This is a genomic window from Cloacibacterium caeni (genome assembly GCF_907163105.1).
GTDB classification, from domain to species: Bacteria; Bacteroidota; Bacteroidia; order Flavobacteriales; family Weeksellaceae; genus Cloacibacterium; species Cloacibacterium caeni_A.
Window position 1 is genome coordinate 2,263,652 of record NZ_OU015321.1, and the last position, 14,554, is coordinate 2,278,205.

At 32.8% G+C, this 14,554-nt stretch carries 18 protein-coding genes and 1 pseudogene; 8 read left to right on the forward strand and 11 right to left on the reverse strand.

All coding sequences use genetic code 11. The annotated features are described in order from the left end of the window. Positions 1–3: 3 nt before the first annotated feature. A complete protein-coding gene (locus KKQ76_RS10555; protein ID WP_213197106.1) occupies positions 4–390 on the forward strand; it encodes a group III truncated hemoglobin in 387 nt (128 codons plus the stop codon). Here the strand turns inward: KKQ76_RS10555 and KKQ76_RS10560 are convergent. From KKQ76_RS10560 to KKQ76_RS10590, 7 genes and pseudogenes are all read right to left on the reverse strand, one after another. Next, positions 385–723, reverse strand: coding sequence for a DUF6122 family protein (locus KKQ76_RS10560; protein WP_317194569.1), 339 nt, complete (start codon positions 721–723; stop codon positions 385–387). The genes KKQ76_RS10555 and KKQ76_RS10560 overlap by 6 nt on opposite strands. A 3-nt stretch (positions 724–726) precedes the next feature. Further along, positions 727–1,437: pseudogene (locus KKQ76_RS10565) on the reverse strand (DNA alkylation repair protein). Next, on the reverse strand, positions 1,418–1,822 hold the full coding sequence (locus KKQ76_RS10570) for a hypothetical protein (protein WP_213197107.1): 405 nt from the start codon (positions 1,820–1,822) through the stop codon (positions 1,418–1,420). The pseudogene KKQ76_RS10565 and the gene KKQ76_RS10570 overlap by 20 nt, the downstream one beginning before the upstream one ends. A 149-nt stretch (positions 1,823–1,971) precedes the next feature. Next, on the reverse strand, positions 1,972–3,186 hold the full coding sequence (hflX, locus tag KKQ76_RS10575) for a GTPase HflX (protein ID WP_213197108.1): 1,215 nt from the start codon (positions 3,184–3,186) through the stop codon (positions 1,972–1,974). 48 nt (positions 3,187–3,234) lie between these two features. After that, positions 3,235–3,501, reverse strand: a complete 267-nt coding sequence (locus tag KKQ76_RS10580) for a SemiSWEET family sugar transporter (RefSeq protein WP_213197109.1) — start codon at positions 3,499–3,501, stop codon at positions 3,235–3,237. A 70-nt stretch (positions 3,502–3,571) separates the two neighbouring features. Beyond that, positions 3,572–3,835: a SemiSWEET family sugar transporter gene (locus tag KKQ76_RS10585; protein ID WP_213197110.1), complete on the reverse strand. Its 264-nt coding sequence runs from the start codon at positions 3,833–3,835 to the stop codon at positions 3,572–3,574. Between the two features lie 104 nt (positions 3,836–3,939). Then, on the reverse strand, positions 3,940–4,362 hold the full coding sequence (locus KKQ76_RS10590; RefSeq protein ID WP_213197111.1) for an META domain-containing protein: 423 nt from the start codon (positions 4,360–4,362) through the stop codon (positions 3,940–3,942). A gap of 93 nt (positions 4,363–4,455) precedes the next feature. Here KKQ76_RS10590 and KKQ76_RS10595 point away from each other — a divergent pair, with 93 nt between their 5' ends. The 4 genes from KKQ76_RS10595 to KKQ76_RS10610 all read left to right on the forward strand — a co-directional run bounded on the left by KKQ76_RS10595 (position 4,456) and on the right by KKQ76_RS10610 (position 8,834). Then, the gene (locus tag KKQ76_RS10595; RefSeq protein WP_213197112.1) at positions 4,456–6,588 is read left to right on the forward strand and encodes a S46 family peptidase; all 2,133 of its coding nucleotides are present in this window, start codon (positions 4,456–4,458) and stop codon (positions 6,586–6,588) included. A 166-nt stretch (positions 6,589–6,754) separates the two neighbouring features. Continuing rightward, entirely contained in the window at positions 6,755–7,231 is a 477-nt protein-coding gene (locus tag KKQ76_RS10600) for a YdeI/OmpD-associated family protein (RefSeq protein WP_213197113.1), read from the forward strand. Between the two features lie 17 nt (positions 7,232–7,248). After that, the gene (locus tag KKQ76_RS10605) at positions 7,249–8,316 is read left to right on the forward strand and encodes a calcium:proton antiporter (RefSeq protein ID WP_213197114.1); all 1,068 of its coding nucleotides are present in this window, start codon (positions 7,249–7,251) and stop codon (positions 8,314–8,316) included. A gap of 5 nt (positions 8,317–8,321) precedes the next feature. Then, a complete protein-coding gene (locus tag KKQ76_RS10610) occupies positions 8,322–8,834 on the forward strand; it encodes a GNAT family N-acetyltransferase (protein ID WP_213197115.1) in 513 nt (170 codons plus the stop codon). Between the two features lie 3 nt (positions 8,835–8,837). On the opposite strand, the gene bcp is transcribed toward KKQ76_RS10610, so the two are convergent. Then, positions 8,838–9,284, reverse strand: coding sequence for a thioredoxin-dependent thiol peroxidase (gene bcp / locus KKQ76_RS10615; RefSeq protein ID WP_069799804.1), 447 nt, complete (start codon positions 9,282–9,284; stop codon positions 8,838–8,840). 148 nt (positions 9,285–9,432) lie between these two features. Here bcp and nth point away from each other — a divergent pair, with 148 nt between their 5' ends. Then, entirely contained in the window at positions 9,433–10,053 is a 621-nt protein-coding gene (gene nth / locus KKQ76_RS10620; RefSeq protein WP_213197116.1) for an endonuclease III, read from the forward strand. Between the two features lie 71 nt (positions 10,054–10,124). Here the strand turns inward: nth and KKQ76_RS12750 are convergent, their stop codons facing one another. The 3 genes from KKQ76_RS12750 to KKQ76_RS10630 form a co-directional block, all read right to left on the reverse strand. Continuing rightward, positions 10,125–10,373, reverse strand: coding sequence for an endonuclease domain-containing protein (locus KKQ76_RS12750; RefSeq protein ID WP_246501394.1), 249 nt, complete (start codon positions 10,371–10,373; stop codon positions 10,125–10,127). After that, positions 10,346–10,543 (reverse strand): hypothetical protein, encoded by a 198-nt coding sequence (locus tag KKQ76_RS12755; protein ID WP_246501395.1) that lies wholly within the window; start codon positions 10,541–10,543, stop codon positions 10,346–10,348. The genes KKQ76_RS12750 and KKQ76_RS12755 overlap by 28 nt, the downstream gene beginning before the upstream one ends. A 95-nt stretch (positions 10,544–10,638) precedes the next feature. Continuing rightward, on the reverse strand, positions 10,639–12,429 hold the full coding sequence (locus KKQ76_RS10630; protein ID WP_213197117.1) for a DUF885 domain-containing protein: 1,791 nt from the start codon (positions 12,427–12,429) through the stop codon (positions 10,639–10,641). Between the two features lie 150 nt (positions 12,430–12,579). On the opposite strand from KKQ76_RS10630, the gene KKQ76_RS10635 reads away from it, so the two are divergent. Both KKQ76_RS10635 and KKQ76_RS10640 read left to right on the forward strand, forming a co-directional pair. Then, on the forward strand, positions 12,580–13,467 hold the full coding sequence (locus tag KKQ76_RS10635) for a GLPGLI family protein (protein ID WP_213197118.1): 888 nt from the start codon (positions 12,580–12,582) through the stop codon (positions 13,465–13,467). A 130-nt stretch (positions 13,468–13,597) separates the two neighbouring features. Then, positions 13,598–14,503, forward strand: coding sequence for an AraC family transcriptional regulator (locus tag KKQ76_RS10640; RefSeq protein WP_213197119.1), 906 nt, complete (start codon positions 13,598–13,600; stop codon positions 14,501–14,503). Positions 14,504–14,554 lie beyond the last annotated feature (51 nt).

Consider the following 14,554-nt stretch of genomic DNA (forward strand, 5'->3'; position numbering starts at 1 on the left):
AAAATGAAAGACATTACCACCACTCAAGATATACAACTACTCGTTAATACTTTTTACGAAAGCGTTCGAGAATCAGAAATCGGGTTTTTCTTTGAAGAAATCGCCCAAGTAAACTGGGAAAAACATTTGCCTAAAATGTACATTTTCTGGCAAGCATTGTTATTTGCCGATGTAAAATTTGACGGAAATCCAATGGGTGCTCATTTCCCGATCAATGAAAAAATGGCAATGGAAAAACACCATTTTGACACGTGGTTAAGTCTTTGGAAATCTACTGTAGACCAATTATTCTCTGGCGAAATTGCAGAATCTGCAAAATCTAAAGCTGAAAATATTGCCAGTTTAATGTCCTATAAAATGGAAATGGATACCAAACTGAGAAAACTATAATTTCATTAACCATCTCCAGAAATAAAAATCCTCAAAATCTGTAAACATGTGAAATAGCAATCCTATTGCTATGATTTTGTAATTTCCTCGTAGAAATAAAACGCCTAAAAAGTATAAAAAAATCATAGGATAAGTATGCAAAGGATGAAAACCAATGCTGCTTCTTCCCTCTTGGAAAATTGGCGTAGCTAAAAGATGATCCACATCTACCAACATGGTGGCTAACATAATGAAATAAGCCTTTTTCCAATTTTCTCTAAAGAAAACAAGCGCTATAAACACCGGAAATATCAAGTGTAAAAAATAATGCGTTATGATTTTTGCAATTTCCAAAGTTTAAATTCTTCCTTTTAAAAAGTCTTGTCGTAAATCTTCTTCTAGCTTTTCAATCGCATAACGAAGTGAAGTTCTGGGCATATTTTGGTAGTGAGTTCTCAAAAAATTCAATAATTTTTCTTCATCTTTTTTGCCCATTTCTCTTAGAAGCTAACCGTTTGCTTTGTGCATCAAATCGTGAGGATGATTAAGATTATTCAGCGCCAATTCTATGGTTAAATCATGACTTCCTTTCTTGATATGATACATGGTCGCCACAATTGCGATGCGTTTTTTCCACATGTTTTCAGAATTCGATAACTTTTTCAAGATTTCATCTTTCTGATTTTCAAAACAATATCTTCCTAATAATTTATAGCAAGACAAATCAACCAAATCCCAATTGTTGATATACTTTGTATTTTTTAGATAAAAATCAACGAGTGTTTTCTTCTCTTTTTCGTCTTTGGTTTTCTCAAATTTTGTTACCAAAATCAACAGCGCCACTAATCTCATTTCATGAAATTCTGATTTCAAAATTTCTTGAACATCATCTAAAGTGGCTTTTTGCCAATATTCCTTCACCAACTTTCTAGAATCTGGAACGACTACACCAATGAATTGGTCACCTTCTGCATATTGACCTTTTCCCGTTTTAAAAAAATACGGCAAAAAATCTCTCTTTTCTGGTGTAGAAAGAAATTGTAAGGCTTCAAGGATTTGGTTGTACATTATTATCAATTTTATATTTATTATAAAAAATTAAAAGAATAATTGCAAAAAATAAATTAAAGCCATTTTCAATTAATTTCTCAGCAGAAATTGGGTGAATACCATAAAAAACTAATTCTTTTATGTGATAAAGTAGAATATATAACGGCATTAAAATTCCAACGAAATAAATAAATATTTTAAAAATCTGATGATTATAATTTGTTTTTAAGAAGAACATTAAAAAAGTAGAAAAACTAATAAGAAGTTTTAGCCACTTTAAAACAAGAATTCCAGCAATTTCTGTTGGTTTAGAAACCAGCAGAAGCCCATTTACAAAGTCTAGACTCACAATTGCAAGAAAAATGTAGAAAAAAATTCTACTTTTAAAAAATTCAGTTCTCATAATTATTTAGATGCTTTGACTTCGTCGAATCTAAAGATTTCAGCATGACAAAGTGTGCAAAAATCTAATTTAAAAATTTAAACACAGAGAAACAGAGCTTGTTTCACAGAGTTCACAGTATGCTCTGTGTTTTCGTTGTGCCTCTGTGTTTAAACAACTTCCTCGTCATCAAAATATTCAAACAAGAAATCGTTATATGGAAATCTAGAAATATGAATTTTATGAACCTCATCGTAAATCATTTTCTTCATTTCTGGAAAATTCTCTTTAGATAAGGCCGAAATGAAAACCGTAGGATATTTAGATTTTGCCATCCACGTTTTTTTCCATTCTTCCAGAGAAATGTTCTTTTTGGTAGCTGGAGTTAAATCATCTTCGTCTTTTTTCTCATAAGCAAAAGCATCTATTTTATTGAAAACCATAATCATAGGTTTCTGATGCGCATTGATTTCCATGAGAATTTGGTTCACAGAATCAATGTGGTCTTCGAAACTTTCGTGAGAAATATCTACTACATGAATCAGCAAATCAGCCTCGCGAACTTCGTCAAGCGTAGATTTGAAAGATTCTACCAACTGAGTCGGCAATTTTCTGATGAAACCAACCGTATCTGTCAATAAAAATGGTAAGTTTCCAATCACCACTTTACGAACGGTAGTATCTAGCGTTGCAAACAATTTATTTTCTGCAAAAACTTCAGATTTAGAAAGCGCATTCATCAAGGTAGATTTTCCTACGTTCGTATATCCTACCAATGCAACTCTCACTACTTTTCCACGATTATTTCGTTGAGTCGCCATTTGTCTATCAATGGTTTTCAGCTTTTCTTTTAGAAGCGTAATTCTATCACGAATAATACGTCTATCAGTTTCAATTTCGGTTTCACCAGGTCCACGCATTCCGATTCCTCCTTTTTGACGTTCTAAGTGCGTCCACATTCTGGTTAATCTCGGAAGAAGGTATTGATATTGAGCGAGTTCTACTTGAGTTCTTGCGTAAGAAGTTTGAGCTCTTTGTGCAAAAATATCGAGGATAAGATTGGTTCTATCGAGGATTTTCACTTCCATTTCTCTTTCTAAATTTTTCAATTGAGAAGGTGAAAGTTCGTCATCAAAAATAACGGTTCCTATTTCGTTTTCTTTTACAAAATTTTTGATTTCTTCTGCTTTTCCGCTTCCTACAAAGGTTCTAGAATCTGGTTGAGATAATTTTTGCGTAAAGCGTTTTTCTACAGTTGCACCTGCAGTATAGGCAAGAAATTCTAACTCATCGAGATATTCGGTAAGTTTTTCTTCGTCTTGATGCTGTGTAATTAAGCCTACTAAAACGGCTTTTTCGTATTGATGTTCTTTTTTTTCGAGCATAAGGTTTACTGACTACATTATTTTACAAAGGTAATATATATTCACCTATCATAGAGATTTTGAGAATTTCCATTTTAAAATCAATAAAAAAACGGTGATGGCGATAGAAATACTGTTGGTCACCATCATAGAAATGCTGTCTTTTACCACACCATAATACAACCAAAGCACACTGCTGATTATTCCTATAATACAAGTGAGCAAAGAGATTTCTTCGGCTGATTTTTCCTTGAAAATTTTAATAATTTGTGGGATAAAAAGCGCGGAGGAAATTCCACCAGCTATAAACCCAAAGACTTCTGGATTGATATTCATGTTTTTCTTTCAAAGAAAATTCCTTTTCTCCAAAAGAACATTTCAAGGTTTAAAGAATCTTTTATAGAATTTACTTTTCAGAATATTTCCACTTGAGTAAAAGCATGATAACTGCTGATATACAGACTACTACATTGGTAAGAATTACAGAAGGAAGTTGTTTCCAAATCCCGTAAACTAACCAAATTAAAGTACTGATTACCACAATCATAAAAGACATTACAGAAATATCTTTTACCGATTTTGATTTCCAAGTTTTAAAAATTTGCGGAACGAAGGTTATGCAAGACAATGTTCCTGCAATCAAGCCGAGAATTTCTGGGTTAAAATTCATTTGATAATGTGTTAATATGATGATGAGTTGATATGATGATTTTTTTTAATTCAAATTTGCGAATTTTTTCAAAATCTTCTTCAAATCTACTCAATATCAAATTATCAGTCCCAATCTTCGGCAACAAATTTCATGGTTTGTCCATTTTTATTTTTCAAAGTCAAAAAATGTCCTTTTACTTGATATTTAGTTATCGTAGGTAATAATTTCCCGAAGTTTTCTTCTAATTTCACGTTTCCATCACAATACATCATGGTAGAACCAACTCCTGAGAAATTTATTCTGTGATTATTTTTCAATTTTACAGAGAAAAAAATACTGTTGCAGCCCATTTTTGCGCCACCTCCTTTATCGAGGTGAGTTAAGTCTAAATATGCTTTTTTCTGAATGAGTTCTTCCTTGGTAAATCCTTGAAATTCAACCAACATCCACTTTCTCTTCAGAGAAGAAACTTCTTTCTGTGGAGCAAAACTCATCATAAAAAATGAAATTGATAATAAGCTGATTATAAAAAAACGTGTTTTCATCATAGGTAATTTGTAACAGACCAGTCAAATTATATACCAATTTTCAAAAATCGCTTTTAATTCATACATTTACCCATAAAATTTTTTAGATCAATGAAAAGAATATTTTTACTATTCACATTTCTATTGAGCTTTGCACAAATGCGTGCAGACGAAGGAATGTGGCTGATGATGCTCGTAAAGAGATTAAACGGAAAAGACTTACAAAAACAAGGTCTTAGATTAACTGCAGAAGAAATTTATTCTGTAAACAACTCTAGCCTAAAAGACGCCATCGTACAGTTTAATGGTGGTTGTACTGCAGAAGTAGTTTCTAAAGAAGGTTTGCTTTTCACCAACCACCACTGTGGTTATGATGCTATTGCAGCACTTTCTACTCCAGAAAAAAATTATTTAAAAGATGGTTTCTTCGCCATGAACAACAAAGAAGAACTTCCTGCAAAAAATCTTTATGTGAGATTTTTAGTAAGAATGGATGATGTAACTGCTAGAATTAACGGGAAACTTAATCCTCAAATGTCTGCTGACGAAAGACGCGCCGTAATCGAAGCAGAATACAAAGCCATCCAAAAAGAAAATTCAGAAAATGGTAAATATACTGTTGTAGTAAGAGATTTCTTCAGCGGAAATGAATTCTACTATTTCGTATATCAAGATTATAAAGACGTAAGATTAGTAGGAACTCCTACAGAATCTATCGGTAAATTCGGTGGTGATACCGATAACTGGGAATGGCCAAGACACACTGGTGACTTCTCTGTTTTCAGAATTTATGGTGATGCTAACGGAAATCCTGCAGAATATTCATTAAACAATGTTCCATTAAAACCTAAATATCACCTTCCTGTTTCTATGAAAGGAGTAAAACCTGGTGATTTCACCATGATTATGGGTTATCCTGGTAGAACTAACAGATATTTAACTTCTTATGGAATCAATCAATTGGTGACTAAAGATTATATCGGTTGGGTAGAAGCTTCTAAATCAGCAATGGATGTGATGAAGAAGTACATGGACAAAGACACTCAAATCAGATTAGATTACGCTTCTCAATACGCTTCTGTAGCAAACTACTGGAAAAATAGAGCTGGAACCATAGAATCTGTAAACAAAAACGGAACAGTTGCAGACAAACAAAAAGTAGAGGCTAAATTCCAAGAATGGGCAAACCTAGCTGAAAACAAAGCTACTTACGGAAATGTTCTTTCAGAAATCGAAGCATATTACAAATTAATTGCTGATAGAAATTTAGAAAGAAACTACGCTACTCAATTCCAAAGAAATGCTAAATATGCAGTTCTTCCTTACAGAATTGGCGCTGCTCTTAAATCTTATATCGAGCAAAACGAAGCTGGAAAAGCAGCTATGAAAGCAAGAGTTCTTGCTGGTGTAGAAGCTTCTTACGATGGTTTCCACCCAGTAGTAGAAAAAGATATGTTGCAAACTTTGCTTTCTCTTTATAAGAACAAAGTACCGTTTGATTATCAACTTCCGGTGATGAAATATTCCAATCCAGCAGAATTAGCTAACCAAGCAGACGCTTCTATTTTCAGCACCAAAGAATCTCTACTTAAATTCATCGAAAATCCTAGTTTAGCTGTTTTAGAAAATGATCCGCTTTACAAATTTTCAGGAATTATGGTAGCAGAAGCTATGATGTTTGGAGACAAATATGTAAAAGCTGATGACCAATTTGCTAAAAACACTAGATTATATTTTGACGGTCTTAGAAAATCTATGCCAGAAAAAGAATTCTATCCAGATGCCAACTCTACTATGAGAGTAACTTTTGGTAAAGTAGATAGATTACCAATCAGAACAGACAGACAATATTATGGCGTAAAAGATAACTTCTATACTGATATGAAAGGTATGGTGGCTAAATACAAAAAAGGCGACGCAGAGTTTGATTTACCTCAAAGATTGTTAGATTTATACAAGAAAAAAGATTTCGGTCCATACAAAGACAAAAAAGGTTATATGCCTGTAAACTTCTTATCAGATAATGATATTACAGGTGGAAACTCTGGTTCTCCTATCTTAAACGGAAATGGTGAATTAATTGGTCTTGCTTTCGATGGTAACTCTGAAGCACTTTCAGGAGATATCGTTTTCGAAAAACAATGGCAAAAAACCATCAACCTAGATGTAAGATTCTTACTTTGGGTAATGGATAAATATCACGGAGCTGGTTATTTATTAAACGAAATGACTATCAGAAAATAAGGCAACTTTGTAGCTTCTAAAATTAACCTCGGAGAAATTTCTTCGAGGTTTTTTATTACTTTTTACTCCGTTTAGTTTTTAAAAACCTTTTATAAAAACTCAAATTTTCTTATTTTTAGGAAATCATAATTTTTTAAACGTTTCTTTTTTCTCAAAATTCACATAAATGAAAACGGATTACATCACTTTTGAAGCAGAAATTAAGCAAAATGGCACTATGAATGCTGCCTTTGTAGACTTTCCTTTCTCTACAGAAGAATTATTTGGCAAAAAAGGTCAGGTAAAAATCAAAGCTTTGCTTGACGAAAAAGTAGAATACAGAGGAAGCCTTGCCAAAATGAAAAGTGATGGTCATCTACTTGGATTAACTCAAGAGGTGAGAAAACAACTTGGGAAAACGTTTGGCGATAAGGTTACGGTGAAACTTTGGGAAGACCAAGAAGAAAGAATTGTAGAAATTCCTGATGATGTTTTAGAAGTTTTTGAAAAGAATAAAGAAGCTTTTGAAATGTATCAAAAAATGTCTTACACTCACCGGAAAGAATACATGAGATGGATAACCGAAGCCAAAAAACCAGAAACCAGAGAAAACCGAAAGGTGAAATTGATAGAAATGATTTTGGCAGGTAAAAAAGGAATATAACTTAAATATAAACGCGTATGAAATTAAAAAAACTTTTCCATTGGACAGTTATTGCTCCTATTCTAGCTTGGGTTATTTACTTTTTAACTCCCGATTCAGACAGTACAGTTATTTTAATGCTTTGTGGCGTTTTTTTAATGTTAAGTGTATTTTCTGCAGTACACCATTCAGAAGTCATCGCACATAAAATTGGCGAACCTTTTGGAACTATTGTTTTGGCGATTTCCATTACAATTATAGAAGTAGCACTTATTATTTCGCTCATGACAGCAGGAGGAAAAGAAACCTCACATCTCGCCAGAGATACTGTTTTCGCAGCGGTAATGCTTATTTTAAACGGTGTTTTAGGTTTAAGTTTATTGGTAGGAAGTGTGAAATTTCACGAACAGTTTTTTGCCAGAACTTCTGCCAATTCCCTACTCGTTTCTTTGATTGCAATTTTAGTGCTTACCCTTATTCTTCCCAATTTTACCACCAGCGCAAATGGCCCTGTTTATACACAACCTCAATTAATTTTTGTTTCTATAGCTTGTCTCACCATTTACAGCACTTTTTTATTGGTTCAAACGGTGAGACATAGAAATTATTTTTTACCCAATAACAAAGAAGAAGTAGTTTCTGTCCCTACTGCAAAAGAAAGTATTCTGAGTTTTATTACCTTATTGGTCTGTCTAGGAATTGTAGTATTAATGGCAAAAAAACTCTCTACACCTATAGAAACCATCATTAGAAATGCAGGATTGCCACAATCTTTGGTTGGAGTTATCATTGCAGCAGTGATTTTATTACCAGAAGGAATCGCTTCCATTAAAGCAGCCAGAAAAGATGATTTACAGACCAGCCTCAATCTTTCTTTAGGTTCCGCTTTGGCTTCTATTGGACTTACCATTCCCGCAGTTGCAGTAGTGTGCAGTATTTTTAATTTAGACCTTGTTTTAGGATTAGATTATAAATCGATGGTTTTGCTGGGATTGTCTATTTTTATCACCATGTTATCGCTAAGTCGAGGAAAAACCAACATTCTTTACGGTGTAGTTTTACTCGTGAACTTAGCAGCTTATATTTTTACTGTAATTTATCCTTAATTGATATGAAAACCTACGAAACCGAAAGACTTTTACTCAAACCTACAGATTTAGAGGATGCCGATTTTATTCTTCAACTTTTAAATTCAGAAAGTTTCATCAAATATATTGGAGACAGAAACGTAAGAACCATAGAAGAAGCCGAAAACTACATTCGCAATAGATGCTTTCCTCAGTTTGAAAGACTAGGTTACGGAAGTTTCACCGTAATTCTAAAGGAAGATTCCTCTAAAATGGGAACTTGTGGAGTTTACGCAAGAGAAAACACAGATAATGCTCCTGATATTGGCTTTGCTTTTTTGCCAGAATTTGAAGGAAAAGGTTATGGCTATGAAAGCGCTAGTTTTCTAAAAAATTTGGTTAAAAATGATTTCAATATCACCAAATTGGGCGGAATTACGGTAGAATACAATCACGCATCTAGAAAATTATTAGAAAAATTGGGTTTAAAATTCCAAAAAAAATTCTTCATGGATGATGATCCAGAAGAATTATTGTATTTCGAAGCTGATTTATAAAGATTACTTCAAAATTTGAGCTGCGTGATTTTTGGTTTCTACTTTTTCGATGACTTCTGTGCAAACAGAATTTTCATCAAATAAAAAGGTAGTTCTCACGATTCCCATGAATTCTTTGCCCATGAATTTTTTGAGTTGCCACACCCCAAATTTTTCACAAACTTCATGGTTTTCATCAGCTAATAAATCATATTTAAACCCGAATTTATCATGAAATTTCTTTTGATTTTTCACAGGATCTGCAGAAATTCCCAAAATCGTAAAGCCTTGTTTCGTTAAGTATTCTATATTTTCATTAAGGTTACAAGCTTCTGCTGTACAACCTGGCGTATTGGCTTTCGGGTAAAAGAAAACCACCAATTTTTTCCCTTTGAAATCTGAAGATTTAACCAGATTTCCGTCTTGATTATCCAATTGAAACGTAGGAAGTGTATCACCTATTTTTAACATAATTGTAAAATTTTAGATTATAATTTAAAACACTCTAACTTGATTAAGAAATTGAGATAACTAAGTTTCAAATAAATTTGAAAGGTTACAATCAGCTTAATCTGCAAAATCAGCGAGAGTTTCTTATTTTTGCTCAAATTTACAGAAAATGACCAAGAAAGAACGTGCAAAAATAGTAATGACTGAGTTAGAAAAAATCTATCCCGAAGTTCCTATTCCACTGAACCATAGAAATGCTTATGAACTATTGGTTGCCGTAGCTCTTTCTGCACAAACTACTGATAAAAAAGTAAACGAAGTAACTCCCAAATTGTTTTCTGTAGCTCCCAATCCAGAAAAAATGGCTTCATTAGAAGAGCGTGAAATCAAGGAATTGATTAAAGAAATTGGCTTGTCTAATTCTAAAGCCAAAAATTTAAAAATCATGGCCAATCAACTTCTGGAAAGACATAACGGCGAAGTTCCTTCTAATTTTGAAGATTTAGAAAATTTAGCAGGAGTAGGTCATAAAACGGCAAGTGTAGTGATGAGTCAGGCTTTTGGTGTGCCTGCTTTTCCGGTAGATACTCACATTCATCGATTGATGAAACAATGGAAATTAACCGAAGGAAAAAACGTGGTTCAAACTGAAAACGACGCTAAAAAACTTTTCCCTAAAGAAACTTGGAATAAACTTCACCTTCAAATTATTTTCTACGGCAGAGAATATTCTCCAGCCAGAGGAAATCAGGAGAAAGATTACCTCACGAAAATGCTTTTTGAGAAATAATCAGATTTTCGGGTTCCCCTCTTTTAGAGGGGTGTCAAAATCTTTGATTTTGACGGGGTGTTAAGAGTTATTTATAGTTTATATTGATTTATGATAAAATTTTCTAAATCCCGTAAAACGAGCATCATATTTTTCTTTACATCAAAATCTGAAACTCGGAAAAATTTAATTCCTAAACTTTCCAAATACTCTTGTCTATTCTTATCTTTTTCCTTTTTAAACTCATGATACCATCCATCTATTTCAATGGCTAATCCTAAACTTTTGATATAAAAATCAATAATATAATTATCTACAACAATTTGTCTATCAAAATCCAAAGAATGAAATTTTTTAGATTTAACTTCATTCCAAAAAGAACTTCTGCTAAATTTCTAGATTTTCTTAATTTTCGAGCAAATTCTTTTAGTTTTGGATTATATGGAAGATCATGTATAAAATTTCTTTTTAATTCATGCTCTTTAAATTTTATGATTTTTAATGCTTCCATTTTTTTCTTAACTATCTTTTAAACACCCCGTCATTAACAAGTTAATGACACCCCTCTAAAAGAGGGGAACCCTTCTAATAAAATTTAGAAATAAATTACTGTTTCTTTGCCCAAAGTTCCATCTTTCTTTCTAAAACGGATAATGGAAGACATCCTTGGTTCAGAATTTCATCATGGAATTTAGCCAAACTGAATTTCTTACCTAGTTCTTTTTGATATTTGGCTCTTAATTCTAAAAATTTAAGCGAACCGATTTTGTAACCTAATGCTTGTCCCGGAATCGCCATATAACGCTCAATTGCGGCAGTTGCACCTTCTTCAGAATCAGAAATATTATTCAGATAATATTGAATCGCATTTTCTCTGGTCATTTTCCCAGTGTGAATTCCTGTATCTACCACCAATCGAACTGCACGCAACATTTGATCACTTAAATAACCCATTTTTTGATAAGGATCAGTATACAAACCAAACTCTGGCCCTAAAGTTTCGGTATAGTGCGCCCAACCTTCTCCATAAGCTCCGAACCAACCAAATCTCATGAATTTAGGAATTTCCATATTTTCCTGTTGAAGCGAAACCTGATAATGATGTCCCGGAATAGCTTCGTGCAAGAATAAAGATTCGAAACCATTGGTTACATTATATTGAGTAGCATCTGGAATAGGTGTATAAAAAATTCCCGGTCTGCTTCCGTCTGCTGAACCTGGTTTGTATTCTGCACTTGCACTTGCTTCTCTAAATTTTTCGGTTCTTCTGATTTCAAACGGTGTTTTAGGAAACTTAGTAAACATCGTTGGAAGTTTTGGCTCTATTTTCTTTAAAATCCCATTAAACGCAGCTATTACTTCTTCTGGCGTTTTATAAGGCATTGCTTTTTTGTCCGTTTTTAAACTTACCAAAAATTGTTCGAGTGTTCCTTTGAAACCTAATTGAGTTTTTACTTTCTCCATTTCTACTCTTAACATGGCCACTTCTTTCAACCCAATCTTATTGATTTCATCGGGAGTAAGATTAGTGGTTGTCCAAGATTTTGCGAGATAAGTATAAATATTGCTTCCATTAGGAATAGCGTTAATTCCATCTGTATTTCTCGCTTTTGGCAAATATTCTTTTTCTAGAAAATCACCCATTCTTTGGTAGGCAGGAATAATTTTCGTTTTGATGGCGTTTTGATAAAGTACGGTGTACTTTTGTTTATCCGCGGCAGAAAAATTGGCTGGAATTTTTTTGATTGGTCCGTAGAAAATATTTTTATCAAAATTTTCAGAAATAATTTCTTCACCTCTCATTTGAGGAATCATTTTCATCACCAGTTTTTTTGGAAGCATCACATTTTGTTTCATTCCATCTCTGAAATTCTTTTCGGCAGTATTCATCCAAACGGCAAAAGCATCTATTCTTTTCAAGAAATTATCATAATCTTTAGTCGTTTTAAACGGTTGATTTCCATCTCCGCTTCCTAACAATGGAAAATCTAATGGCAAACCTTCAAATTGGTTAAAAGGCATGAGTTCTGGATGATACGCATACTTTTCAATCTTATCTTTTAAGGTAAAATCTAAAACATCATAAACGGTTTTGTCTTTATCAGAAAGAGATTCATAATCAAGAGTTTGCAACTTTTTTTGAGTTTCGGTATAGAAACCGATTTCTTTAGAAATAAAATCCTGACTGATAGCATTTGGCAATTGGTCATTATATCTATTATCACCTTGCATAGTGGCTTCCAAAGGAAACATTTTCAGGTAACCTTCATAATATTTAGAAGCAATGCTGTCTATATTGGCTTCGGATTTGGGCAAAGCAATGTCTGTTTTTTTACAACTGATAACGAAAAGCATCATTGCAAATATTCCTAAAATAGGCGCTCTAAAAAATCTCATTTTTCTTAAATTTTAAACAAAAATATAAATTATCTGTAAATGTGGATTTTAAAATCATAAAAAAATAGTTTTAAAGCATCAAGAGTAATTTTTTTCATAATTTTTTGTAACAAAGTATAAAATCTCTTACTAATTAATAAAATTTAAAAAATGAAATGGTATAAATCTTTAAGCTTTGCTTTATTGTTTTTAGTAACTCTTGCAAACGCACAATCTGCAAACAGATTTTTTTATGAATTGACCTTTAAACCCAAAAAAGGAATAGACTCTTTACAAAAAACTGTTATGATTCTAGACGTAACCGATAAAAAATCACTTTATAGAGATTATTTGACGGTTTCACAGGATTCTATTTTAAAAATTACAGTAGAAAAAATGCAAAAATCAGGAATTTTTCAAGATATGTCTAAAGTTATAAGGCAGCCTAAATTTTCTCACAAAATTTATAAAAGCTATCCCACAATGAAAGTTCAATATATTGATGCTGTTTTAAATGGAGGAAGACCATTGTATTTAAGCTATTCAGAAGAGACAAAATTCAACTGGAAAATAGAAAATGAAAAGAAAAAAATAGGCGAATACGAAGCTCAAAAAGCTACCACAGAATTTGGTGGAAGAAAATGGACGGCTTGGTTTACAGAATCTATTCCTTTCCCAGATGGTCCGTATAAATTCTCTGGTTTACCTGGATTAATAGTGAAAATAGAAGATGCTGAGAAAAATTATTCCTGGGAACTTAAAGGTAACAAAAAGATTGAAAACTATAATGAATTATCATATAGTGAACAATTAATGGCTCAATTTGGTGGCTCTTTGAAAACTACTGACATTACTAGAGAAAAATTTGAAAAAACTCTTGCTGATTTCAAAAAAGATCCTTTTGCTAATATGAGAGATCAATTATCCCAAATTCCAGCAGACGCTAAAATGCCTGGAACAGACAAATCTGTAAAAGACTTTATTGCAGAAAAAGAGAGAGAAACAAAAGAACTTTATGGTTCTATTGATAATTCTATTGAAATTCTTGAGAAAAAATAAAATTCCCTTCATATTAAACTTTTGTAACAGAAAACTCGAGGATCCGTCTTCGAGTTTTTTGCATTTAATAAGAGCAAGAATAGACCATTGTGCTGTGGTTTTTAGTTCTATATTTGTAAAAAATAATCGTTTGACTTCACAAGAATATCTTGCGAGAATAAGAAAGGTTTTAGATTACATTGACCAACATCTGGACGATGAACTTCCTCTGGAAAAACTCGCAGAAATGGGCTACTACTCACCTTTTCATTTTCATAGAATTTTCCGTGCAGTTACCCGTGAAACTTTGCTAGGTTACATCACCAGAAAACGCATGGAAAAAGCTGCCATGATGCTTTCCTTAAAAAAAGAAAAATCTTTAGAAGAGATTTTCTTGGAAATAGGATACAATAGCCATTCTACTTTTGGTAAAACTTTCAAAAAGCACTTTGGGATTTCTCCAGCTGCTTTTAGAAAAAATTCGCCAGAAAATTTTAAGAAAATTCAAACCATTATCAGCAATATCGGACAAAAAGAAGTCGTTTTCGAGCAATATCTTTACCAACTAGAACAAATGAAATTTTTTATGGAAAATAAAGCCAATATCCAAATAAAAGAAATGCCAGAAATGCAGATTGCATCAGTATTAAGCATTGGTGTACAAAATATAGGAAACGCTTACAACACCCTTATTTCTTGGGCAATTTCTAAAAATATTTTCCCTAGAGAAAATGTGAAAATGATTACCGTTTATCACGATAGTTTCAAAGTTACTGCTCCCAATAAAGTGAGAATTCACGCAGGAATGTTGCTAGAAGAAGCCATCAAAAATGAAGGCGAAGTTTTCCTAGAAATTTTACCAAAAGGGAAATATATCGTTTCTCGACAAGAAATTACACTCCCCGAATTCGAAACTGCTTGGAACGCACTTTTCCTTTGGATGAACGAAAACGGACACCAGTTCAGAAAAGAATGTCCTTATGAAATTTACCATAATGATTACCAAGAACACCCTGAGAAAAAGTGTTTGGTAGATTTCTGCATTCCTATTTTGTAATTTTCTACGATTCAGTTTCTATTTTTTACGATTCAGTAAAACTTATTTCCT